This is a genomic window from Streptomyces sp. NPDC002092 (assembly GCF_053593775.1).
Genome location: NZ_JBSFDG010000001.1, coordinates 417,897 through 438,536 on the forward strand (window position 1 = coordinate 417,897; position 20,640 = coordinate 438,536).

General features: G+C 71.8%; 20 protein-coding genes. 10 read left to right on the forward strand and 10 right to left on the reverse strand.

Annotated features, from left to right (window positions below; all coding sequences use genetic code 11):
- Positions 1-18: 18 nt before the first annotated feature.
- The 3 genes from ACWCRD_RS01880 to ACWCRD_RS01890 form a co-directional block, all read right to left on the reverse strand.
- On the reverse strand, positions 19-2,103 hold the full coding sequence (locus ACWCRD_RS01880) for a DUF6114 domain-containing protein (protein WP_450963993.1): 2,085 nt from the start codon (positions 2,101-2,103) through the stop codon (positions 19-21).
- A complete protein-coding gene (locus ACWCRD_RS01885) occupies positions 2,018-2,842 on the reverse strand; it encodes a DUF6230 family protein (protein WP_450964354.1) in 825 nt (274 codons plus the stop codon). Before ACWCRD_RS01885 ends, ACWCRD_RS01880 begins: the two co-directional genes overlap by 86 nt.
- Positions 2,843-3,114: 272 nt before the next feature.
- Positions 3,115-3,747, reverse strand: a complete 633-nt coding sequence (locus tag ACWCRD_RS01890; RefSeq protein ID WP_450963994.1) for a DUF6230 family protein — start codon at positions 3,745-3,747, stop codon at positions 3,115-3,117.
- 250 nt (positions 3,748-3,997) lie between these two features.
- Between ACWCRD_RS01890 and ACWCRD_RS01895 the strand changes: the two genes are divergently transcribed.
- The 4 genes from ACWCRD_RS01895 (at position 3,998) to ACWCRD_RS01910 (ending at position 8,853) form a co-directional block, all read left to right on the forward strand.
- Entirely contained in the window at positions 3,998-5,887 is a 1,890-nt protein-coding gene (locus ACWCRD_RS01895; protein WP_450963995.1) for a gamma-glutamyltransferase family protein, read from the forward strand.
- A 104-nt stretch (positions 5,888-5,991) separates the two neighbouring features.
- Positions 5,992-6,837: an inositol monophosphatase family protein gene (locus ACWCRD_RS01900; protein ID WP_450963996.1), complete on the forward strand. Its 846-nt coding sequence runs from the start codon at positions 5,992-5,994 to the stop codon at positions 6,835-6,837.
- Positions 6,838-6,934: 97 nt separating this feature from the next.
- Entirely contained in the window at positions 6,935-8,344 is a 1,410-nt protein-coding gene (locus ACWCRD_RS01905; protein WP_450963997.1) for a phytoene desaturase family protein, read from the forward strand.
- Positions 8,341-8,853 carry an O-acetyl-ADP-ribose deacetylase gene (locus ACWCRD_RS01910; RefSeq protein WP_450963998.1) on the forward strand — a complete coding sequence of 171 codons (513 nt, stop codon included), beginning with the start codon at positions 8,341-8,343 and terminating at the stop codon, positions 8,851-8,853. The genes ACWCRD_RS01905 and ACWCRD_RS01910 overlap by 4 nt, the downstream gene beginning before the upstream one ends.
- A gap of 88 nt (positions 8,854-8,941) precedes the next feature.
- Here ACWCRD_RS01910 and ACWCRD_RS01915 read toward each other — a convergent pair whose 3' ends face one another.
- The 7 genes from ACWCRD_RS01915 to ACWCRD_RS01945 form a co-directional block, all read right to left on the reverse strand.
- Positions 8,942-9,547 (reverse strand): dihydrofolate reductase family protein, encoded by a 606-nt coding sequence (locus ACWCRD_RS01915; RefSeq protein ID WP_450963999.1) that lies wholly within the window; start codon positions 9,545-9,547, stop codon positions 8,942-8,944.
- Positions 9,548-9,818: 271 nt separating this feature from the next.
- On the reverse strand, positions 9,819-10,361 hold the full coding sequence (locus ACWCRD_RS01920) for a hypothetical protein (RefSeq protein WP_450964000.1): 543 nt from the start codon (positions 10,359-10,361) through the stop codon (positions 9,819-9,821).
- Between the two features lie 16 nt (positions 10,362-10,377).
- The gene (locus ACWCRD_RS01925; RefSeq protein ID WP_450964001.1) at positions 10,378-10,662 is read right to left on the reverse strand and encodes a hypothetical protein; all 285 of its coding nucleotides are present in this window, start codon (positions 10,660-10,662) and stop codon (positions 10,378-10,380) included.
- A 46-nt stretch (positions 10,663-10,708) separates the two neighbouring features.
- Positions 10,709-11,467: a hypothetical protein gene (locus ACWCRD_RS01930; protein ID WP_450964002.1), complete on the reverse strand. Its 759-nt coding sequence runs from the start codon at positions 11,465-11,467 to the stop codon at positions 10,709-10,711.
- A 524-nt stretch (positions 11,468-11,991) separates the two neighbouring features.
- A complete protein-coding gene (locus tag ACWCRD_RS01935) occupies positions 11,992-13,842 on the reverse strand; it encodes a M1 family aminopeptidase (protein ID WP_450964003.1) in 1,851 nt (616 codons plus the stop codon).
- Between the two features lie 457 nt (positions 13,843-14,299).
- Entirely contained in the window at positions 14,300-15,277 is a 978-nt protein-coding gene (locus ACWCRD_RS01940; RefSeq protein ID WP_450964004.1) for a M56 family metallopeptidase, read from the reverse strand.
- Between the two features lie 79 nt (positions 15,278-15,356).
- Positions 15,357-15,782: a BlaI/MecI/CopY family transcriptional regulator gene (locus ACWCRD_RS01945; protein ID WP_450964005.1), complete on the reverse strand. Its 426-nt coding sequence runs from the start codon at positions 15,780-15,782 to the stop codon at positions 15,357-15,359.
- 119 nt (positions 15,783-15,901) lie between these two features.
- Here ACWCRD_RS01945 and ACWCRD_RS01950 point away from each other — a divergent pair, with 119 nt between their 5' ends.
- From ACWCRD_RS01950 to ACWCRD_RS01975, 6 genes are all read left to right on the forward strand, one after another.
- On the forward strand, positions 15,902-16,567 hold the full coding sequence (locus tag ACWCRD_RS01950; RefSeq protein WP_450964006.1) for a DedA family protein: 666 nt from the start codon (positions 15,902-15,904) through the stop codon (positions 16,565-16,567).
- Complete coding sequence (locus ACWCRD_RS01955) at positions 16,564-17,169, forward strand: phosphatase PAP2 family protein (protein ID WP_450964007.1); 606 nt, start codon at positions 16,564-16,566, stop codon at positions 17,167-17,169. The genes ACWCRD_RS01950 and ACWCRD_RS01955 overlap by 4 nt, the downstream gene beginning before the upstream one ends.
- A gap of 30 nt (positions 17,170-17,199) precedes the next feature.
- Positions 17,200-17,451, forward strand: coding sequence for a hypothetical protein (locus ACWCRD_RS01960; protein ID WP_450964008.1), 252 nt, complete (start codon positions 17,200-17,202; stop codon positions 17,449-17,451).
- Positions 17,452-17,669: 218 nt separating this feature from the next.
- A complete protein-coding gene (locus tag ACWCRD_RS01965; RefSeq protein ID WP_450964009.1) occupies positions 17,670-18,461 on the forward strand; it encodes a phosphatase PAP2 family protein in 792 nt (263 codons plus the stop codon).
- Between the two features lie 84 nt (positions 18,462-18,545).
- Positions 18,546-19,208, forward strand: coding sequence for a response regulator transcription factor (locus ACWCRD_RS01970; protein ID WP_450964010.1), 663 nt, complete (start codon positions 18,546-18,548; stop codon positions 19,206-19,208).
- Positions 19,205-20,623, forward strand: a complete 1,419-nt coding sequence (locus tag ACWCRD_RS01975; RefSeq protein WP_450964011.1) for a sensor histidine kinase — start codon at positions 19,205-19,207, stop codon at positions 20,621-20,623. Before ACWCRD_RS01970 ends, ACWCRD_RS01975 begins: the two co-directional genes overlap by 4 nt.
- Positions 20,624-20,640 lie beyond the last annotated feature (17 nt).

Below are 20,640 nucleotides of genomic sequence, written 5' to 3' on the forward strand. Positions count from 1 at the left end.
CCGCCGACAACGACGAAGTCAGCGGGATGCCGTCAGGTGGAGACCGGGGACGTCCAGTTCGTCGGCGCTGAGGAACTGGTTGTACGCCGTGACGTTCGTGAAGAAGATCGGGATGGGAAGGGTGAGCCCCGGTGGCAGCGGGGGTGGCATGCTCGGGGTGAACGTGACGGGGAGCAGGCCGAGGAGGTTCCCGCTGAGGACCTTGGTCAGCAGGACCACGGGCCGCCCGGTGGCCACCGTCGTGCTGGACGGCGCGTCCGTCTCCAGCGTGCCCTGGCAGGGATACCAGGGGCCGGGAGCGGACGGGTCCACGCGGCCGATGCCGGGGATGCCCATGTCGAGCAGGGGCAGCCGGAGGCCGGGCAGGCCGTGGAAGGGCGGAGCGGGTGGCGGGGGCTGGTTGCGGCCGCATCCGGGGGCAAGGAGCGGGGCCGTCTGGCGCAGGCTCGCAATGTCGACCCGGTACGCGGTGAAGACCAGGACCTCCTGCGGGCCGTACGCCGTCGGCACCTCGGTGATGCCGTGATAGGTCAGACCGGTGAGCACCAGCAGCGGGGTGACGACCCGGAACGGCTGGGCGGCGGTGCGCACGCGGTACGCGGCGGCATCGACACCCAGCCTGAGGGAGATCAAGGGCTGCGGAAGGCACCAGCGCGAGTGCTCGCCCCCGTCGGAGCCGGCGCCCAGATCGATGTGCAGCGGCAGCAGCGACAGCGGCCCGTCCATCCGCCCGTCGGCAGGCAGCGGCGGGATGTCCAGACGCAGGACGGACGGCGGGGCCTTGCCGCCGGACCCGCTCGGCTTCTTGTCCGACGTGCCCGGCCCGGCAGCGCGGTCGGGCTGACTGCGCTGCGGCCGGTCGGTAGGGCGGGGCCCCGACGTCTCACCGTCGTGCCGGGCAGCCGAGCCCTTGTCGTGATCGCCGCGTGCGTCGTCTGAACCGTGCAGGCCGAGCAGGTCGGAGACCGAGCCGAGAAGTCCCGCTCCGGATGACGGAGCGGGAGCGGGAGCGGGCTTGGCGGAGGCCGGTCCGCGTCCGGGCCTTCGTTTGTCGTGCGTCTCGGTACGCGGCTTCGGCACAAGCGGGACGAGGGGTGTGTGCGGGCCGCCGTCCTCTGCGGAGCCCGAGCCCGGGATACGGCCTCCGGTGCCGCGCGCGGGAGGCACCGCCCCGCCCAGCAGTCCGTCGAGCAGAGAGCAGACGGTCAGCTGCGGGGCGGCCCTGTCGTCGACGGCGCTCCCGAGCACGCTCGGCGGATCGGCGCGGCTCGGTACCACCCGCGGCAGGTGCGCCGGGGCGGGTTGCAGCCCGCCGGTCAGCAGCGCCCCGATCGGCAGCACACCGAGTGCCCGCATACGGCTGGTGCGCCAGGTCAGACCGTTCGGGCGCGGGGTGCCGCCGGCCTGTCCGCCGCCGACCGCATGACCTCCGCCGCCTCCCCAGCCGTCCGAGTCACCGGAGCCACCGGCCCCGCCGGGTCCGCCCGAACCACCGGAACCGCCGGAATCACCAGGGCCGCCCGGACCGTCCGGATCCTCCGGGCCGTCCGGACCTCCGGAGCGGTCCGAGCCGTTCCCGCGACGCCAGTCCGGCCAGATCGGCGGCCGGACCGGAGGCCTCGCGTACGGCACCCAGCTCACCGCCATCGCGCCGCCGGTGATGCCCAGCAGAAAACCGATCAGGAAGCCGCCGAAATTGGAGAGCACCAGCGAGGCGACCGCGAGCACCAGCGTCGCGATGCCCGCGAACACCCGGTGCCCGGGCGACAGCCACAGGCTGAGCGCGAGAACCACCAGGAAGATCCCCATGAGTGACCCCGCCACACCGGCGATGCCCTCATGCATCATGATCGGCAACGGCGCGAACGGGATGGAGAGGATCTCGACCCCGGACAGCAGCGTCCACACCCCGGCCCAGAAGGGACGGCTGCGCCGCCAGTCACGGAAGGCGCTCCGCCATCCGTGCCGCTCCCCGTCGGCCTCTCCCTTCCTCCTGCCTCCGAGATGCAGCCACGCACTACTCACTTCGATCCCCCGGAGTGTGGTGGTGGCCGTGATCCGCATCGTCCTCATCAGAGGGGTGGTGACCTGCATGGTGCTCATCAGAGGAGTGGTGACCTGCATGGTCCTCGTCCGAGGAGTGGTGACCTCCATGACCGGAACCGGAAGAGTCGTGACCTCCATGACCGGAACCGGAAGAGCCGTGACCGTCGTGATCCGCACCGGAGGAGTCGTCGCCCCCCTGATCCGCCCCCTGATCCGCATCAGCGTCGAAGCACGGGTTCGAGCCGACCTGCACGCTCAGGTGGAGCCCCGGCAACCGGAACGTCGCCGCACTCACCGAACGGGTCTGCTGCCGCAGGTTGTCGATGCGTACGGTGTCGGCCTGCTCGCCGAAGCCGCCGGGCTCGCCGTGCACCCCCGGCACACCCTGCACCGTCGCGGCATCCTGACCGATGTTGATGTTGTGGAAGAGCGCGTCGCCCTTCAGGTCGTGGCTGTCCGCGACGAGCCGGTCCGCGTGCGCGGGAGTTCCGCCGCTGCCCGAGGTCAGCCGCAGGGTGACGGGTCCGAGGACGGGCACGTCCTGTACGACGGACTGGCACAGGTCGTACAGGTCCGCGGAACGGATACCGGAAAGGGCTTCCGGGTACGAGGCGTGAGCGCCGCGGTCCAGCACACCGAACTGAACGAACCCCTGCCCGTCGAGCGTGCTGGCCGAGATCTGGAAGCTCTCGCCGGAAACCGTGAACGAGTTGGGCGACACCCCGAAGGACGCGGCCAGGGCGCCACGCGCCATCGCCGTGCACAGCCCTGCGGACGCCAGCAAAGTGGGCACCATTGCCACGGCCAGGCGCCTCCATCGGGTGTGGCCCGTGAGACGTGTGCTCGCGGTGGTCTGGGTGGCACTGTCGGCGTTGCTCGTCATCCCTCTCCCCGTCAGACAATCCGGGCCGGCCCATCAACGGGCCGAGAAGCCCCAAATTCCCGAGTCTCGGGCGGTACGCATCGCCAACTGCGGCGGGACCCGCGGGTGACTCCGAGAATCAGCGGGGGGACCCCAATGGACGGACGCATTCACCCGCGTGGCTCAAGAGGGGAGGGGGAGGGTGTTCAGTAGCAGGGCTTGTCTCCGGCCTTCACGCTCAGGCGCAGGCCCGTGAGTCGGAAGGTCGCCGCAGTCACCTCTCGGGTCGACTGCCGCAGATGATCGATGCGGACGCTGTCGGCCGACTGTCCGAAGAGTCCCGCCAGGTCACCGGAGCCGTCCTTGAAGGTCGAGGCGTCCTGGCCGATGACGATGTTGTGGAACTCCGCGTCGCCGCCGAGGTCGTCGGTATGGACGACGAGATGGTCCGCGTGCGCGGGTTTGCCGCCCCCGCCGGCGCCGATCCGCAGGGTGGTCTCGCCGACGACGGGGAGCTTGACGACCATCGACTGGCACAGGTTGTACAGGTCGGCCGAGTCGATCCCGGCGATGGCCTCCGGATACGTCGTGGACTTCGACCGGTCCGTCGAGACGTACTGGGTGAACCCCGTGCCCACCAGCCGGTCGGCGGAGATCTTGAGGTTCTGTCCGGAGATCGTCATGGACTGTGCCGTGACCGCGAGCGACACGGGGAGGATGCCGCTGCCGATCCCCACCAGGAGCAGCGCGGACACCACCAGCGTCGGCACCATCACCCAGGCGAGCCGACTCCACCGGGTGTGCCCCTCGGGGCGGGCACCGGGCTCAGGGAACGTCATCACTGCCTCCCCGGCTCGAGCGGGGCCGGGCGGGGGGGGCGGGAGCCACCTGCGCCGCCGGCTGCGGCCGTCGGGCCGCAGCCTCATTGCAACCTGCGCTGTGGAGGTCGGCAACCCGAACCCGTTCGCAGTGATCAGCCGAGGTGTCGGGCGCCCGGGGGTGTGCCGTGGGCCTCTGGTGCTCTTTCTCCCCGGGTTTCTTCTGGGGTTGGATGGGGTCGGCCCATGCCCGCAGACATCGAGGTCAGACATGCATTTCACCACTCGTCCCACCCTCCAGGGCACCTTCGGGATGGTGTCCTCCACCCACTGGCTGGCCTCACAGTCGGCGATGGCCGTCCTGGAGGACGGCGGCAACGCCTACGACGCCGCCGTGGCCGGGGCGTTCGTGCTGCACGTCGTCGAGCCGCACCTCAACGGGCCGGCCGGCGAAGTGCCGATCCTGCTCGCCCCGGCGGGCGGCGAGGTGCGGGTGCTGTGCGGGCAGGGCGTCGCGCCCGCCGGAGCGACGGTCGCGCACTACCGGGGACTCGGGCTGGAACTCGTTCCCGGCACCGGGCCGCTCGCCGCCGCCGTGCCCGGCGCGTTCGACGCCTGGATGCTCCTGCTGCGCGACCACGGCACCAAGCCCCTCGCCGACGTCCTCAAGTACGCCGTCGGGTACGCCGAACACGGCCACGCGCCCGTGGAGAACGTCGGCGCGACCGTCGAGTCGGTACGGCAGCTCTTCGAGACGGAATGGACCTCGTCGGCGGAGGTGTACCTGCCGGGCGGCAGGGCCCCGCGCCCCGGTGAGCTGCTGCGCAACCCCGCGCTCGCCGCCACCTGGAAGCGACTGCTCGCCGAGGTCGCCGGTGCGGGGGACCGGGTGGCGCAGATCGAGGCGGCGCGGGAGGTCTGGCGGTCCGGGTTCATCGCCGAGGCCCTGATACGGCAGGCGCAGCGCCCCACTATGGACACCAGCGGCGAACGCCACACCGGCACCCTCACGGCCGCCGACCTCGCCGGCTGGTCCGCGACCTACGAGGCCCCGGCGACGTACGACTGGAACGGCTGGACCCTGTGCAAGGCCGGCCCGTGGAGCCAGGGCCCGGCCTTCCTCCAGCAGCTCGCCCTGCTCCCGCCCGAGCTGCCCGAGTACGGGTCCGCCGACTACGTCCACCTGCTGATCGAGGGCTGCAAGCTCGCCATGGCCGACCGGGAGGCCTGGTACGGGGACGCCGCCAAGGTCCCGCTCGACGAGCTGCTGTCGGCGGACTACAACGCGGCCCGGCGCGACCTCGTCGGCGACAAGGCCTCGTACGAGCTGCGTCCCGGCAGCCCCGGCGGCCGGACCCCGCGGCTGAGCGGGCACGCGCGCGTGGTCGTCACGGACGACCCCGGGTTCGACCCGATGGGCGCAGGTGAGCCGACGGTCGCCAAGCCGACCACGTCCCCGGTGCCGGGGGAGCCACGCGCGCGTGCAGGTGAGTCGGAGATCGGGAGCGGGCCACGCCCGCGTGGCGCGGACCCCGAGGTGCGCGCCGACGGCACCACCCGCGGGGACACCTGCCACCTCGACGTCGTCGACCGCTGGGGCAACCTGGTGGCGGCCACGCCCAGCGGTGGCTGGCTGCAGTCCAATCCCGTCGTGCCCGAGCTGGGGTTCCCGCTCGGCACCCGGCTGCAGATGACCTGGCTGGAGGAGGGCCTGCCGAACTCGCTGACGCCCGGCCGCCGCCCCCGCACCACCCTCACGCCCTCGATCGCCCTGCGGGACGGTGTGCCGGTCATGGCGTTCGGCACGCCCGGCGGCGACCAGCAGGACCAGTGGCAGCTGCACTTCTTCCTGTCCGTCGCCCTGCGCGGGCAAGTCCGTGGGGGCCTTGACCTGCAGGGTGCCATCGACGCCCCGAACTGGCACAACGACGGCTTCCCGGGGTCGTTCTACCCGCGCGGCATGCGGCCGGGAAGCGTGACGGTCGAGTCCCGCACGGCTCCTGGTGTCGTCGAGGAGCTGCGGCGTCGCGGGCACGACGTCACGGTCGGTGACCCCTGGTCGGAGGGCCGGCTGTGCGCGGTCGCCCGGGACCCGGAGACCGGCATCCTGTCCGCGGCCGCGAACCCGCGGGGCATGCAGGGGTATGCGGTGGGTCGCTGACCGCGCACACCGGGCGTTGACCGCGCGCGCCGAGTTCACGCCGATTCCACCGGGGGTCCACCGGCACGGTGGGGATTGTCAGTGGCGCGTGCTCTCATGGAGCCATGATCGAAGACAAGGAAACCATCGACGAGTTTCTCGCCCGCCGCTCGGCCGACGTGGAGGAGGCGGTCCGCAAGGCCGCCGCGGCCGAGATCATGCCCCGCTTCCGCCGGCTCGCCGCACACGAGGTCGACCAGAAGGCCGGACCGCACGACCTGGTGACCGACGCCGACCGCCTCGCCGAGCAGTACCTCACGGACGCCCTCGGCGTGCTCCTGCCCGGTTCGGTCGTGGTCGGCGAGGAGGCGGTGCACGCCGACCCGGTGACGTACGAGGCGATACAGGGCGACGCCCCGGTCTGGATCGTCGACCCGGTCGACGGGACACGGCAGTTCGTGCGCGGCGAATCCGGCTTCTGCACACTGGTCGCCCTCGCACACCGCGGGGTTCTGCTCGCCTCCTGGACCTACGCACCCGCCCGGGACCAACTGGCCACCGCCATAAGGGGCCAGGGCGCTTTCCTGGACGGCGAGCGGCTGTCCGCGGGCTCCCCGGTCCCCGGCCGGGACCTCCAAGTGGCCACCTCCCACCCGGACTACACGACCGACGAGCAGAAGCGCGCCCTGCTCGGCCTGCGGACCGACGGCATCGAGTTCCGTTCGTGCGGCTCGGCGGGCCTGGAGTATCTCGCCATAGCCCGCGGCCAGTTGGACGCCGTCGCCTTCTCCTGGGAGGCGGCGTGGGACCACGCGGCGGGCATCCTGCTGGTCGAGGAGGCGGGCGGCGCCCACCTCACGCTCAGCGGGGAGCCCTTCCGCATCACGGGCGGCAACGCCCTTCCCTTCACGGCCGCACGCGACACGGCGACGGCCCGAAGGGTGCACGGGCTGCTGTCGGGCACGGCCTGATCAGCGGGGACCACCTGCCGCCGGTGGCTGTCAGTGCCCCGGCATATCCTGATCCTCAGAGGCCATCGGCTGACGAAGGGGTCCGAAGGTGCCGTCGATGCTCGATGCTGTCGTGGTGGGTGCGGGGCCGAACGGACTGACGGCCGCCGTGGAACTGGCCCGCCGCGGCTTCTCCGTGGCGGTGTTCGAGGCCCGTGACACCGTGGGCGGAGGAGCCCGTACCGAAGAGCTCACGCTGCCCGGCTTCCGGCACGACCCGTGCTCCGCGGCCCACCCGCTCGCCATCAACTCCCCGGCCTTCCGCGCCATGCCCCTGGAGCGGTACGGCCTGGAGTGGCTGCACGCCGAGCTGCCCATGGCGCACCCCTTCACCGACGGCACCGCCGCCGTGCTGTCCCGCTCGGTCGCCGAGACGGCCGCGTCCTTCGGCCCACGGGACGCGGGCGCCTACCGCAGGCTGGTCGCGCCCTTCCTCCCCAAGTGGGACACCCTGGCCCGCGACTTCATGTCCTTGCCGCTCACCGCGCTGCCGCGCGACCCGGTGACCCTCGCACGCTTCGGTCTGGTCGGCCTGCCCCCCTCGACCTGGCTGACCCGCCGCTTCCAGGACGAGAAGGCCAAGACCCTGTTCGCGGGCCTCGTCGCGCACGTCATGGCCCCGCTCAACGGCTTCGCCACGGGCGCCATCGGCCTGGTCTTCGCCCTGGCCGCACACGCCCGCGGCTGGCCCGTGGCCCGCGGCGGTTCCCAGACCATCTCCGACGCGCTCACCGCGTACCTCAAGGACCTGGGCGGCCTGGTCCACACGGACTACGAGGTCAAGCGCCTAGACGACCTGCCGCCCGCCCGCGCCTACGTCTTCGACACCTCGCCCACCGCCCTGGCCCGTATCGCGGGCTTCGGCCGCTACTACGAGGGCTACAAGTACGGCCCCGGAGTCTTCAAGGTGGACTACGCGCTGGACGGCCCGGTGCCGTGGACCGCCGAGGAGGCCCGCGCCGCCGGCACCGTGCAGATCGGCGCGGACAGCACGGAGATCGGCGCCGCCCTGACCGCGGCCTCCCGGGAGGGCAGAGCCCCCGACAAACCCTTCATGATCACGGTCCAGCCCAGCATCGTCGACCCCACCCGCGCCCCCGAAGGCAAGCAGGTCTTCTGGGCCTACGGCCACGTCCCCAGCGGCTGGACGGGAGACCTCACGGACGCCATGGAACGCCAACTGGAGCGCTTCGCGCCCGGTTTCCGTGACCGCGTCCTCGCCCGCGCCACCGCCGGGCCGCCCGAACTCGCCGCCCGCAACGCCAACTACATCGGCGGCGACATCGCCTCGGGCGCGGTCTCCGGACTCCAGATCCTGCTGCGCCCCAAGCTCACCCTGTCCCCGTACACCACCCCCCACCCGGCCGTCTTCATCTGCTCCTCGGCCACCCCACCGGGCCCGGGGGTACACGGCATGTCGGGGCACAACGCGGCGAAGGCGGTCTGGAGGAGGCTGAGACAGACATGACGCCGACCATCACGCTCGCCAAGGGCGACATCACCCGCGAGAGCGCCGACGCGATCGTCAACGCCGCGAACTCCTCCCTGCTCGGCGGCGGAGGAGTCGACGGCGCCATCCACCGCCGTGGCGGCCCCGCGATCCTCGAGGAGTGCCGCAAACTCCGCGCCTCCCAGTACGGCAAAGGCCTGCCCACCGGCCAGGCGGTCGCCACCACCGCGGGTGACCTGGACGCACGCTGGGTGATCCACACGGTGGGCCCGGTCTGGTCGTCCACCGAGGACCGCTCCGCACTGCTCGCCTCCTGCTACCGGGAGTCCCTCGGCGTGGCCGACGAACTGGGTGCCCGCACGGTCGCGTTCCCGGCGATCTCCACCGGCGTCTATCGATGGCCGATGGAGGATGCGGCTCGTATCGCCGTGGAGGCGGTGCTGAACACATCAACGGACGTCGAAGAAGTGCGGTTTGTCCTCTTCGATGACCGAGCGTACGAGGCGTTCGCCAAGCAACTCGGCTGAGCAAGCCGAACCACATGGTTCCCCAGGGGCTGCTCCGTGCCCGTCGGCGCCGGCCTGGCGGCCGTCCGGACCGGCGGACGGGGCGATGTCACGCAGGGGCGCCGAGCGGCGGGTGTTCGAGCACGCGGGGCTTGTACTCGACCAGCTGGATGCGGCCGTCGAAGGTGCGGTGCTCGATCATCTCGAGGGCGACGTCCGGATAGCCGTCGTAGATGCGTTCTTCGCCCGTGACCCCGGTGATCACCGGGAACATCACGACGCGGAAGCGGTCGACGAGTCCGGCTCGTAGCAGGGACCGGCACAGGCTGAGGCTGCCGATCGTGCTGAGGAGCCCCGAGCCACTCGCCTTCATGGCGCGGACCGCCTCGACGGCGTCATCGCGGACGAGCGTGGAGTTGGCCCACGTCAGTGGCTCCTCGAGCGTGGAGGAGAACACCACCTTGGCCGCTTGCGTGAGCTCGTCTACGGACGCCTCTTCCTCGGGCCTGAACTCGTCCTGGCCCTTCGGCACCTCGCCTGCGGCGAAGCCCGACATCAGGCGGTAGGTGTTCGCTCCCATCAGGTAGGTGGCCTCGGGCTGCTCGCCGAGCCATGCGAGGTACTCCGGGCCCTCGAGGCCCCAGAACCCGGGCCATCCCTCTCCCGATGCGTAGCCGTCGAGGGAGGTGATGAAGTCGACGAGAAGCTCCGACATGGCGGTGTCCTTTCCTGGGATGTCAGGAGCTTGGACCGGCCGGGAGCCACAAACTCATCGGCCACGCTGTGGAGCAATGAGAAAACCCATGAGGCTTCAGCCACGTGCGCGACGGTCAAGGCGTGCTGATCCATATGCGCCGGGTCGGACGAACATGTGCCGTCAGGCGGGCAGCACCGACGTGCGGCGATCCGGCCCTGCGCGGCCGCACGCCGCGCAGGACGCTCCGCTTCTCGCTCGAGCCCTGGAAGCTCTGCTACTTCCGCGTCTCCTAGAAGAAGAGGATGCGGAAGCGGCCGCCGCGGAAGATGTAGCGGGCGTAGAAGCCACTCGCCGTGGCGACGAGGACGCTCAGCAGGAAGCCGCCGAAGTCGCCGTCCGCGAGCCCCTTCACCGCGGCCACGGCCCCTCCCACCGCCACCAGGCACCAGAAGCCGCCGAAGACCGCCCGGGAGGCGGTCTCCCGCGCCCCCAGCCGCTGCACGGGCGGCCGTACGGGCATCGTCGGAGGCCCGAAGGCTCCCCCCGGTGTCGTCGGCGCGGGTCCCGCCGACACGAACGGCGATGCCACCGGCCTCGGCGGCACGGAGGGCACCGGCGGCGCGCCCGCCGGCATCGGGGGCACCGGCGCGGGCCGGTTGTGGTAGCCCAGCGTCTGGAACAGGTCCGGCCGGGGCCGGATCGACGTACGGTGGCCGCAGCCCCGGCATTGGCGGCCGAGCTCCAGCTTGTTGTGCTGCCGGCAGCCGGGGCGCAGACAGGTGGGCTGTCCGGGCCGGGCGTCGGTGGGGCCGTATACGGCGTCGTCGGTCATGGCCGTGCCCCTCTCCCTACTCACCGTCGTCCGAGGCACCGGTGGCCCCGGACTTCGTCGCGCCGAACGCGGCGGCGAGCAGGTAGAGCACCGCTCCCACCGGGATGATGAAGACGGCGACCGGGAAGTAGTACGTGCCCGAGGTCTGCTTGGCGACGTAGACGCCGTAGACCAGCAGGAACGCGCCGCCGAGCACCGACCAGGATCGGTCCTTCACGGTGATGTCGGGCAGCATCAGCCCGCAGACGAGAAGTACGATCCCCGAGATCACGGAGAAGACTTCGTAGACACCCCAATGCATGGTTGGTCCCCCTTTGTCAGACGTTGGCACCTGCACTGCACGGACGTCAGAACTGGCCCTTGTACTTCTCGATCACCGAGCCCAGTGAGTCGCCCGGACGAAAGCTGCACTCGTAGCGGATGGCGGGCAGCGCGAGCGGGCTGCCGAAGCCGCCGAGCCCCTTGGACGTGGCGATGTCGACCAGGGCCTGTGACTCCGTCGCCTGGTCCTCGTTCAGGAAGTCCTTGCAGGTCGAGGAGCCGGTCAGGCCCGCGTCCTCGCCGCCGCCCAGGACCGCCGGAACGGCCTTGAACACGATGAAGATCAGCGCCAGGACGACCAGGGCGATCACCACGTAGCGCCCGACCGGGCTGTTGTGGGTGACGTCTCCCTCGTAGGTGTCGCCCTGCTGCTGGTGGGTGACATCGCCTTCGTAGATCGAACCGGCTCCGTTGACCACCCGGTTGTGGTCGCCGTAGGTGTCGCGCCGGTCGCCGATCTGCGCGTCGCCGTCACGGCCGATGCTGATCGAGTTCACGCGCGTGCCGCCCGGCCGCTCGGCCTTCGCCCCGCGCACCGCCTCGGCGAGAGCGCGCCGGAAGTCCTCGTCCTCCTCGATGGCCTGTCTCAGCAGGTACTCGACGAGGGAGTTGTTGCGCGGGTCGCGGGCGAAGTCGTCCCACTGTCCTGCGTTGCCCCCGCGGCGCAGCCGGTCCGCGACCAGATCGGCCAGCAGCCGGGTCGCCACCCCCTGCGCGACCTGCCCCGCACCCGCGGCCGCCGATGTCATGTGCTGCGTCAGGACGCGGACAGCCTCAGCCGCCATGTCGCTCACCTGCATGGGTCCCCAGCCCTTCCCCCGATGAGTGTGCGCCGGCCGTCGGACATGTCGATCCGTCATGGGACGGAACAGCCAGAAGGCGCATACCGAAGGAGAGGAATGTAGCCGTCCGAAAGATGTGGAGGATGGGTGAAGTTATTGAACTTTACGTAAGAGAGACATGTAACGGAACAGATAGGCATAGGTCATATGCCATGCATGTCATGGGATTCCGGGCGAAGTCCCTCGATTCCATCGACTCGGACCGCCACCGATGCACTGCCTGGGTTGCCAACTTCCCGTCGCCTTCCGGGAGTTCAGGCGGATCGATGTCGAAGTCCGCGCCCCACCAGGTGACGATGAGGGTGCGGTCCTGGGGGGCGCGGAAGGTCGCCCGACGCAAGGGCGTGCGAGCAGCCCCTGCGCCCGCGCCAAGCCAGCAGTTCGCGCCCCCGAGGGCGCAACGACCGGCGGGCCCACGAGGCGTTCGCCGCGCGGGCCCGTCGGGCCGTCAGTCGTCGATCCGATGCTCAGCCGTCGATGCGGTGCGTGCTCCAGAAGGAGGTGAGGTCCGTGCTCGTGGCGGCCTGCGCGGCCGCCTTGAACTCGGCCGTGGTCGAGACGCCGTACCAGTGCGAAGTGGCGTAGTCCTTGAGCAACTTGGTCATCGCGGTGTCACCGAGCAGCCGCCGCAGGTCGTGCAGGGCGCACTTGCCGTAGCCGTAGACGACGGTGGAGTAGCGCGACGAGTGGGCGTCCCAGTAGGCCATGGAGTTGGTGATCTTCTCCGCGGAGGAGGCCCAGGAGACGCTGTTCCAGCAGTTGGTGCCGGTCTTGCCGAGCGCCAGATCGGTGGCGTAGTCGGTGAACGCCTCGTCCAGCCACGGGCTGTTGTACTCGTCGTCGCCGACGATGCCGTACCACCACTGATGGCCGATCTCATGGGTGAGCGCGGTGGTGCTGACGAGGTCGAGGACGAACCCGGGGTACTCCATTCCGCCGAACCAGTAGTTGTTGTCGATCACCGCGTCCAACTCGCCGTACGGGTACGCCCCGAAGCGCGCCGCATGGGCGTCCACGGCCGACTTGGCGGTGGAGAGCATCGACTGGGCGTCGGAGGAGCTGATGCCCGAGACGGAGTAGATGTTGATCGCGGTCCCGGCGGCCGAGGTGCCGGAGATCTTGCTGAACGGTCCTGCCGCCCAGGCGAAGTCACGCACCTTGGAGGCGGTCGCGGTGGTGACGGTACGGCCGCTGGAGCCGGGGGTGTCGGTCGAGGTGCCGGTGGCCGGGACCAGCAGGGTGCTCGGGTGATCGAGGGTCACCTTGAAGTCGGCGGCCAGGGAGTAGAAGGACTCGCCGTTGTTGGTGTACGGGTCCAGGTGCCAGCCCGAGCCGTCCCTGACGGCGAGGACGGGCAGCGCGTTGCCGATGTTGTTGAAGGCGCCGTCGTGGCCGAACCGGTCGGCGCCGCTGGGCACGGTGATGCCGAGGTCGAAGCCGATCGTGGCGGACTGCCCCTGCGCCAGCGGCGTCGGCAGGGTGATCTGCAGGGCCGTGCAGGCGACGGACAGGGAACCCGCCGTACCGCCGGTGACGTTGGTGACCGTGATCGGCATGGCGTCGCAGGTGCCGTGGTAGTTGTCCCACAGCCTCAGGTACACCTCGCTCAGCGCGGTCGAGGAGGCGTTGGTGAAGGTCGCGCTCTCGTGGCCGGTCCACACCGTGCCGCTGGTGTTGCTGCTGAGGCTGACGGTGTACGAGGGCGTGGCGGGCGTGCGCGTGGAGTCCGCCGGCGGGGTGCTGTCCCCGGACGTGTCGAGGGCGATGTCGTCGAGGACGAAGCTGGTCTGCAGGCTGGAGTCCTCGCTGCCGGTGAAGGCGAGGCTCACGGTCTGACCCGCGAACGCCGACACGTCGAGGGTCTTCTTCACGTACCCGGTGTTCTTGTCGAGGTTCGAGTACGTCGCCAGCGTGGTGCCGCCGATCTTCGCCGTCAGCTTGTCGTACGCGATGGACGAGGTCGTCTCGGCGGTGTCGATGTGGAGCCAGAAGGAGAGGGTGGCCGTGCCGCACCCGGAGGGGATCGTGACGCTCTGGGAGAGGGTGTCGGTGTGGGTGCCGCCCGTTCCGTCCAGCCAGGCGTAGCTGGTGCCGCCGTGGGCGGTCTGGCCGGAACGGCTGGTGATGACGCTCGTCGAAGACTGGGTCCACGGCGAAGTGCCGCTCTCGAAGCCGCCGTTGGTGACCACCTGGGCGGGGGTGCAGGCTGCCGCGGCCGAGGGGGCGGCTGCGGCAGGGGCGGCGGGGAGGGAGACGGCGGCCAGCGCGGCGACTGCCAGTGCGCGCATGGCGATGGATCTGTGGGGGGTCTTTCTCACGCGAAACTCCTTTGCGGCGGCCGGGATTCCGGCCTGCTCGGTGCCACCCGGCCGGCTGGGGTGCGCCTGCGGACGGCAGTGGGCTGCGTGTATCGGTGGTGCGACCGCTGTAGCGTGGCAGATTTGTCGAGGGCATGTCATGAAAAGGGGGTGAAGCGGGTTGGAGTGATCACTGGGAAACCGGCGCCGAGGGGCTCTTTTCGGCGCGGGCACAGCCGGAGCGAAGGCCCGGCCGGGCAGGAGTCCCGCACCGAGGACGAGGGCGATTCTGCGGCACTGATGGAGACACCGGAACCCTGGCGGGAGCGCACGAGTTCGTGGAAGTGGTCGCGCTGGGCCCCGGAATGGGGGAGCGGCATCCGGGTGATTACGTCGGCCTCGTGAACGGTTTCATCGAAGGGAACGGTCCGCCGGTCTCCACGCACGCGGCTCTACGGGGCTGTCAGGTCTGCCCCGGTCAGTCGCCGTCGCCGTCGCCGTCGCCGAAGGCCGCGTGCCCGTGTTGCCCCTGCTCGCCCTGGGCGACCTCGATGCCCGCGTGCAGATCGGTGGCCGCGTCCAGCACCGCCGTCGCCGATACCGCCACGCAGGCCAGGAGCAGACAGGCCAGGGAGCGGGGGAGCAGGCGGGTGGCGGGCGCGGGAGTGCTCAGGAGGGCGGTGACACGGCGGGGGACCGGGCCCGCCGTGGCCGTCAGCGACAGCCGGGGGCGCGCGGAGGAGCCCGCCGTACGGGCCGCGAGGGCGGCGCGGCCGACGGCTCGGGCGGTGAGCGCGCGGTCGCCCGTCGCCTGCGCCGCGGACTCGTCGGCCCAGCGCTCCAGGGCGTACGAGAGCGGGGCGCGCAGGCCGCGCAGGGCGGGGTGCAGCGCGACGGCGAACTCAGCGGCCGCGAGGAAGACATGGTGGCGCCCGGTGAGGTGGGCGCGCTCGTGGGCGAACAGCACCTCGCGTTCGCCGGCACTGAGGGCGCGCAGCATTCCCGTCGTCACCACGATGCGGCCGGGCCGCCCGGGCAGGGCGTAGGCCTCGGGCCGGTCGTCGTGCCGTACACAGAGATCGCCGGCGCTCGCCGCGCTGTGGAACTGCCGGTGCGCGGCGCGCAGTTCGCGCAGGTGGCGGCGGGCCCGGTCGAGGACCAGGACGCCGAGACCCGTCAGCGCGACGGCGGCCGACATCGCGGCCGGCACGGTGGCGGGCGAGCCGGCGCCCAGCAGCTGCGGGGAGAGGTGCGCGGCCTCGGCGACGAAGGACAGGCGCAGGGCGCCGTCCAGGGCCAGCATGCCCAGCGCCGCCGTACTCGAGAGGGCGAGGACCAGCGCGAGAGTCGTCAGCGCCCAGGCGGCCGTCCGCGGCCGCAGCTGCTCGGCGCCACGCCGGGCCACGGGCACGGCGAGGAACGGCATGAGCAGCGGAAGCCACACGGCGTAGATCACGGGATTCCTCCAGGGGCCGCCGGACCGTAGTCGACCAGCCTACGCGCCGCAGCCGACAACAAGATCCTTAAGGTGCTGTTCACACGCTGTCCTCACCGCCCTCCGGGCCGCCCTCCAGGAGTGTGCGCAGCAGTTGTTCGTCCTCCGGGCTCAGATCGGAGACGAAGCGGGCGAGGACGGTGCCGCGGTCCTCGTCCTTGTCGAGTTCGGCGTGCATACGGCGGGCCGTGAGGCCGGGTGAGTCCTGGGCCGGGGCATAGGCGTAGCCGCGGCCGGAGCGCTCGCGGGTGACCGCACCCTTGGCGTGCAGGCGTGTGAGGATCGTGGTCACCGTGGTGCGCGCGAGACCGCCGCCCAGCTCCAGTTGGACGGCGCCGGGCGTGAGCGGCGCGTCGGCGGCCCACAGTGCGGCCAGCACGCTCGCCTCGAGCTCGCCGGCCGGCCGTCGGTCCGTGCGCCCGTCGACCGGGCCGTCGACCGGCTCGTCAATCTGCCCCTGGGGCATGGGAACACTCCTCGGCTCTGATTCGTCTACAGTTCAGTAGACGGTCTACATGACTGTAGTCGCTAGGTGCGGGTCCGTACCCGTTCCGTCCACGTCCCAGTATGAGAGGGGTCGCCTCCGTGGCAGTTGCCCAGTTCGCCGCAGCCCAAGCGGTGAACGTCCTGGATGCCGGATCCCTGCTGTCCGCCTTCGGTGCCTTCGGCATCGCGGTCGTCATGTTCGCCGAGACCGGCCTGCTGGTCGGTTTCTTCCTGCCGGGCGACTCGCTGCTGTTCACGGCCGGGCTGCTGTGCGTCCCCGGCGTCCATGGATCCGTGCACCTGTCGCTCCCGCAAGTGCTGGCCGCCGCCGTGGTCGGCGCGCTGCTCGGGGCCCAGACGGGGTACTGGCTCGGGCGGCGGGGTGGCCGCGCGCTGCTGGCCCGCAGCCGTGCGAAGAAGCTGCACGAGGGCGCGGCGCGGGCCGAGGAACTGCTCGCGCGCTACGGACATGCCAAGGCGGTGGTCCTGGCCCGCTTCGTGCCGGTCGTGCGCACCGTGCTGAACCCGCTGGCCGGGGCGCTCGACGTGCCGGTGCGGGTCTTCACCCTGTGGCAGGTGATCGGTGGTCTGGTCTGGACGATCGGACTGGTGCTGGGCGGTTACGCGCTGGGTTCCTCGGTGCCGAACGTCGACCGCTACCTGCTGCCGCTGGTCGCGCTCGTGGTCGTCATCTCCCTGACCCCGATCGCTCTCGAGGCCCGGCGCGCCCGTGCCCGCCGCGCCTCCGAGGGGGCCTCCTCGTGACCGGCCTCGCCTTCGGCGGCGCCTCGGTGGACGGCGGTGCGTACAGCTGGATCACCGGTCTCGCCCGCCACACCCCGCATGCCGTGAACACCGTGATCGCCGTCTGGTCCGACTACGGTCTCGCGCTGTTCGGCGTGCTGATGCTCGCCGCGTGGTGGCGGGCCCGCAGTGCCGGGGAGGCGCGGATGGTCCGGGCGCTGGCGGCACCTGTGGTCGTGGTGCTCTGTTACGTGGTCGATGTGCTGGTCAAGTCGGCCGTCGCCGAGCGCAGACCGTGCCGGACGCTGCACACCGTGACGGTCGAGGCGTGCCCGGCCGCGGGCGACTGGTCGTTCCCCAGCAACCATGCGGTGATCGCCGGGGCCGCCGCGGCCGCCCTGTGGCTCGTGCACCGGCGCCTCGGCCGGATCGCGGCCCTGATCGCCGTCCTGATGGCCGCCTCCCGGGTGTGGATCGGCGTGCACTATCCGCACGACGTGATCGTGGGCCTGGTATTCGGCGCGGCCCTGGCCTGGCCCCTCACTCTCCTGGCTGACCGCGCCGCCCCTCTTGTCACCCGTGCGGCCGCCACCCGGCTCAGGCCGCTGGTGACGGCTTCATGACTGGGCGCGAGGGGGAGAGGGACGAGCGCGGTGGGGGTGCGGTGGGGGCTGGCGGCGGTGCTGGGCGTGTGCCTGGGCGCGCTGGAGAGGCTGCTGGGTCTGGCGGAGGTGCCGGGATCGGCGGAGAGGCTGCTGGGGCTGGCGGAGGTGCCAGGAACGGCGGAAAGGAAGCTGGGTCTGGTGGCGGGGCCGGGCCCGGGGGGCGTGCTGCTGGGCCGGGTGGTGATGGTGAACGCGGCTGGCGTGATGCCGGATCCGGTGGAGGAGAGGCTGGGCGGGTAGCTCGGCGTTCAGCACGGGGCCCGGCCGAGGAAGCGCGGCGGTCGGCGGGGCAGGGTGCGCGGGCACGCGACCCTGCCGGGCGGCCGCGCAGGGACCCGAGCGGACGAGGACCGAGCGCCGATCGGGGCGGGCAAGGGCCGGGTCGAACCGGCCAAGGCCCTGGCGTGAACCGGACCAGGCGAGGCCCAGGCGTGAAACGGGCCGGGCAAGCCCCAGGTGTGAAACGGGCCGGTCGCGCGGCGGTGCTGCTTGCCGTCGTCTGCGCGCTGCTGTTCGCCGGCCTCGCGACCGCGGTGGAACTCCGCCACGGCGTGCCCCTGCCGGGGGACCGTGCAGCCCATGCGTGGGGACTTGCGCACCGGCCCCCGGAAGCTGTGGCGCTCGCCCGAGGGATCACGGCTACGGGGACGGGGCCCTGGCCATACGCACTCGTCGTGATCGCCGGGTACCTCGCGGGCCGCACCGTGCGTGAGCGGCTCCGGACCGCCGTCGTCCTCCTGGTCGTGCTGGTCTCCGGGCAACTGGTCCGCACCGGAATCATGGAACTCCTCGCGCGGGCCCGCCCGGCCCCTGCCGACTGGGCGACGCATGCGTCCGGCTTCGCGTTCCCCTCCGGCCACGCCACCACTTCGGCCCTCACCGCGGGCCTCCTGTGCTGGGCGATGACTCGTCGCGCCCGTGTGGATCTCGCCGGCACGACCTGCACCCTCGCCGTGTGCTGGGCGGCGGCCGTCGGCCTGACCCGTGTGTACCTCGGGGTGCACTGGGCGAGCGACGTCATCGGCGGCTGGCTGCTCGCCGTCGCATGGCTGAGCCTGTGGTGGTGGGGCTGGGCCCGGTGGCTGCCCGTGGAGTCGACGGGGCGTGACGGGCCCGGGTCGCCCGGCAAGGGCAACGCGCTGGACGTGCCCACCGCACCTCTGCCCCCTGAGGCTTCCGGCCCGCGTCCGCCTACGGACGCTCGTGGCTTGCCCCCGTCTTCGGGCGCTTCCGGTTCCCCTCCGCCCTGAGAAGCCCCCACCCACCGCCCCGCGTCCCACCCACAACACCCGCACCACTCCCCACCACCGACGCACAACCGCCGACGGAGGACCATGCCCGCCAAGATCCTGGTCGTCGAGGACGATCACGCCCTGCGTGATGTGTTGTTGCGGGGGCTGCGGGACGAGGGCTTCGACACTGTGCCGGCCGCCGACGGTGCGACCGCGCTGCGGCTGGCCGGGGACGAGGTGGCGGCGGCCGTGCTGGATGTCGGACTGCCGGATGCGGACGGGCGGGACGTCTGCCAGGCCTTGCGTGCGAACGGATTCGTGGCCCCCGTCATCTTTCTCACGGCACGGCAGAGCCTGACCGACCGGCTGTCCGGGTTCTCTGCGGGCGGCGACGACTACCTGCCCAAGCCCTTCCACCTGGTGGAACTCGCCGCCCGGCTGCGCGCGGCACTCAAACGCGCCGCCCCCGCACCCCGCCCCATGGCCGGCGACCTCGTACTGGACGCCCTGCGGCACTCCCTGACCGTGCGCGGCACCGAGGTCGACCTCACGCCGACGGAGTTCCGGCTCCTGGCTCCCCTGATGGCGACCCCCGGCGAGATCGTGAGCCGTCGCGAACTCGTCCGGGCGGGCTGGCCGGAGGGCGCCCACGTCAGCGACAACACCCTCGACCAGTATCTGACCCGCCTGCGCCGCAAGCTGCGCGAGGCGGGCAGCGACGTCACGATCGGCACCGCGCGCGGCATCGGACACCGGCTGACGTGACCGCGCCCTTTCCCCGACCGGCCCCGCCCACCCCGGGCGCCGGCCTCCGTCCCCGTCTCGTCCCCCGCACGCTGCGCGGCCGGCTCTCCCTGGTCGCGCTCACCACCGCCGCCCTTCTGATGGTGATCCTCACGGTCGTCTTCAACACCGTGGTCCGCCACCACCTGCGACGCCAGGCGGACGACGAACTGCGCACCCGTGCGGCCGCCGTCGCCACCACCGTCGACACCGGCGGCCCGCGGGTGCGGGTTCTGGAGACCGTCAACGACCATCTCCTCGACGCGAACGTGTGGATCTACGCCGGTCAGCGGCTGCTGGAGCAACCACCCTCCGCCGGCGCGCTCACCCAGGTCGCCGAAGGCCTGGCCCGCCAGGGCGGACGGCACTGCGTCACCGCCTCCGGTCACGGATCGAGCCCCGTCCGCCTGTGCGCCGAGCCCGTCCCCGGCGCACAGCAGGCGGCCACCATCGTCACGGCCCTGGACCTGTCGCCGTACCGGAGTTCGGCCGACACCCTGCTGCTGGGCTCGTTCGTCCTGGATGCCGTGATGCTGGCCTGCACCTACGCGCTGACCCGACTGGCGGTGGGACGCGCGCTGCGTCCCGTCGGGGCGATGACCGACCAGGCCACCCAGTGGAGCGCGGTGGCCTCCGAGGAACGGTTCGGCAGCGCGGACCGACCGGCCGAACTCGCCCGGCTGGGCGCGTCGTTGGACGCCCTGCTTGACCGTATCCGCGCGGTGCTGCGGCACGAGCGGCAGCTGACCGGCGAACTCTCGCACGAGCTGCGCACCCCGCTCAGCAGGATCGTCGCCGAGCTGGACTGGTACCGCTCGCGTCCCCGCACGGCGGCCGAGACCGAGGCGGTGCACGAGACGATCGCCGAGGCCGCCGAGTCGATGCGCACCATCTGCGACACCCTCCTGAACAGCGCCCGAGAAGACGCGACCACCACCGCCCCCGGTACCTCCCCGGTCCTGCCGACGCTGCGCCGCCTCGCCGCACAGGCGGATCCCCCCGAGCACGTGACGGTCACGGTCGAGGCGCCCGGTCTCAGCGAGGGTACGGAGGGAAGGCTGGAGGCCGGCGTACAGGACGCACTCCTGGAACGGATCGTCAGCCCGCTGCTGGCCAACGCCCTGCGGTACGCCGAGTCGAGCGTCACCCTGCGGGCGGACCGCGACGGCGGCGGCGTGCTCATCCGCGTCACCGACGACGGACCGGGCGTACCGCCTGCCTTCGCCGGACAGCTCTTCCAGCCCGGCCGCCGCGCCGACCCGGACGACGGACACGGCGGAGCGGGCCTCGGGCTGCCGCTGGCACGACGCCTGGCCCGCTCCGCGGGGGGCGAGGTCTCCTACGCCCCCGAACTCACCCCCGGCGCGCGCTTCGTGGTCAGACTGCCGTCCGGCTGACGCCGTCCGCAGGCCGC

Excerpts from the sequence above, each read along its gene's own strand:
- ACWCRD_RS01880 (WP_450963993.1), bottom strand. The coding sequence starts at position 2,103 with ATGAGCACCATGCAGGTCACCACCCCTCTGATGAGGACGATGCGGATC.
- ACWCRD_RS01885 (WP_450964354.1), bottom strand. The coding sequence starts at position 2,842 with ATGGTGCCCACTTTGCTGGCGTCCGCAGGGCTGTGCACGGCGATGGCG.
- ACWCRD_RS01890 (WP_450963994.1), bottom strand. The coding sequence starts at position 3,747 with ATGACGTTCCCTGAGCCCGGTGCCCGCCCCGAGGGGCACACCCGGTGG.
- ACWCRD_RS01895 (WP_450963995.1), top strand. The coding sequence starts at position 3,998 with ATGCATTTCACCACTCGTCCCACCCTCCAGGGCACCTTCGGGATGGTG.
- ACWCRD_RS01900 (WP_450963996.1), top strand. The coding sequence starts at position 5,992 with ATGATCGAAGACAAGGAAACCATCGACGAGTTTCTCGCCCGCCGCTCG.
- ACWCRD_RS01905 (WP_450963997.1), top strand. The coding sequence starts at position 6,935 with ATGCTCGATGCTGTCGTGGTGGGTGCGGGGCCGAACGGACTGACGGCC.
- ACWCRD_RS01910 (WP_450963998.1), top strand. The coding sequence starts at position 8,341 with ATGACGCCGACCATCACGCTCGCCAAGGGCGACATCACCCGCGAGAGC.
- ACWCRD_RS01915 (WP_450963999.1), bottom strand. The coding sequence starts at position 9,547 with ATGTCGGAGCTTCTCGTCGACTTCATCACCTCCCTCGACGGCTACGCA.
- ACWCRD_RS01920 (WP_450964000.1), bottom strand. The coding sequence starts at position 10,361 with ATGACCGACGACGCCGTATACGGCCCCACCGACGCCCGGCCCGGACAG.
- ACWCRD_RS01925 (WP_450964001.1), bottom strand. The coding sequence starts at position 10,662 with ATGCATTGGGGTGTCTACGAAGTCTTCTCCGTGATCTCGGGGATCGTA.
- ACWCRD_RS01930 (WP_450964002.1), bottom strand. The coding sequence starts at position 11,467 with ATGGCGGCTGAGGCTGTCCGCGTCCTGACGCAGCACATGACATCGGCG.
- ACWCRD_RS01945 (WP_450964005.1), bottom strand. The coding sequence starts at position 15,782 with ATGCCCCAGGGGCAGATTGACGAGCCGGTCGACGGCCCGGTCGACGGG.
- ACWCRD_RS01970 (WP_450964010.1), top strand. The coding sequence starts at position 18,546 with ATGCCCGCCAAGATCCTGGTCGTCGAGGACGATCACGCCCTGCGTGAT.